Raw genomic sequence first — 1,892 nt, 5'->3', positions numbered from 1 at the left:
GGGGCTGTCGCACTAGAAAATAGTGCTACGCCCTTTTTTGCATAAAAAAATAAATCCCAAGTTCAAAAGAGCCTAGGATTTATGTATAATAATTGTATGTTAAAACAAAATAATATACAAATTGATTATACTACTTATGGTGATAATTATCAATTTAAATTACCACTAAATATTGATTACATGATTCCAAAAGATGATTCTGTAAGGTTATTAAGTCAAATTATTGAGGAGATGAATTTAGAAAAATTATATAAGACTTATTCTCGAATTAGAGGAAATAAAGTAACCCCAAGACAACTTTTGAAAATTATAATATATGCAGGTATGAACTGCATTTATTCTTCAAGAAAAATAGAGAAAGCATGCAAAAGAGATATTAACTTTATTTACCTTCTAGGCGGAGCCTCCGCTCCAGACCATTCAACAATTGCAAGATTTCGTAGTATTCATTTTTCACCAGTAAGCAAAAGTTTGATTGCACAGTTTACAAACTTCCTTGGAGATAATAATGAAATTTCAAAAGATGCTCTATTTATCGATGGTACAAAAATAGAGTCATCTGCCAATAGATATACTTTTGTTTGGAAAAAAACCATAAATAAAAATATGTCTAAAATGATGAATAATATATCTGACTTCATATTGAAATGTGAGATTGATTTTGGTATTAAAATAATTTATAAAGATAAAATTAAAATCTATCATTTAAAGAAACTTTTAAAGAAACTAAAAAAAATATCAAAAGAAGCAAATGTAGCATTTGTTCATGGAAAAGGAAAGAGAAAGCCTACTGTTCAAAAATCTATAGAGCAATTAAATAATTATATTGATAGATTGAAAAAATATACTAAAAACCTTCATATAATGGGTGAACGAAATAGTTATTCTAAAACAGATAATGATGCAACTTTTATGAGAATGAAAGAAGACCATATGAAAAATGGGCAACTTAAACCAGGATATAATATACAATTTGGTGTAGATTCAGAATATATAGTTTGGGTAAGTTCAGGACATCAACCTACTGATACTACAACATTAATACCTTTTTTAAAATCTATTGAGGATTATACTAAATTTAAATATCCTAAAATAGTAGCTGATGCTGGATATGAAAGTGAGGAAAACTATACATTTTTAGAGTGTAATAATCAATTATCTTTCATAAAACCTGCAAATTATGAAATTAGTAAAACTAGAAAATATAAAACTGATATTGGACGTATTGATAATATGGATTATGATGAAGAAAATGATTATTATATTTGTAAAAATGGTAAAAAACTATTTTCTAATAAAATAATAAATAGGAAATCAAAAACAGGCTATAAAAGTGAAATAACTTGCTACACTTGTGAAGAGTGTAGTAATTGCCAGTATAAAAGCAGTTGTATTAAGGGTAATACTAGTAAGATTCCTCTTGAAAATAGGACTAAAAACTTACAAGTTTCTAAGTTGTTTCATGAAAAAAGAAAAGAAAACTTAAAGAGAATTATAAGCCCTCAGGGGTGTGAACTTAGGATGAATAGGAGTATACAAGCAGAAGGAGCTTTCGCTCAAGTAAAACAAAATATGAAATTCAGAAGATTTTTAAGCAGAGGTAAAGAAAATATTCTATCAGAATGTATTATTGTAGCGCTAGCTCACAATATTTCTAAACTACACAATAAAATAGTAAAAAATAAACGTGGAGTGTATCTTCATAACTTAAAAAAAGTATCTTAAATTCATTACTTATAATCTCTGAAAAAATGGTATTTTTATACCTTTATTTGCCATGCACACTTTTGACTTAGAACATAAACTTTATATAAAATAATTAAAAATGTACTTATTAAGATAAGTAAAAGAGCTATCACAGAACAAATTTAATTTGCTCATGCGACAGCCCC

1 protein-coding gene is annotated in these 1,892 nt (G+C 27.0%); it reads left to right on the top strand.

From position 1 onward, the window contains the following. Positions 1-96: 96 nt before the first annotated feature. Positions 97-1,725 (top strand): IS1182 family transposase, encoded by a 1,629-nt coding sequence (locus KGF38_RS19935; RefSeq protein WP_227832695.1) that lies wholly within the window; start codon positions 97-99, stop codon positions 1,723-1,725. Positions 1,726-1,892 lie beyond the last annotated feature (167 nt).

It is taken from the genome of Clostridioides sp. ZZV14-6387 (genome assembly GCF_020657835.1).
GTDB classification, from domain to species: domain Bacteria; phylum Bacillota; class Clostridia; order Peptostreptococcales; family Peptostreptococcaceae; genus Clostridioides; species Clostridioides difficile_A.
Note: the sequence above shows the minus strand (reverse complement) of the source record. Positions and strands in the feature narration are given on the sequence as shown.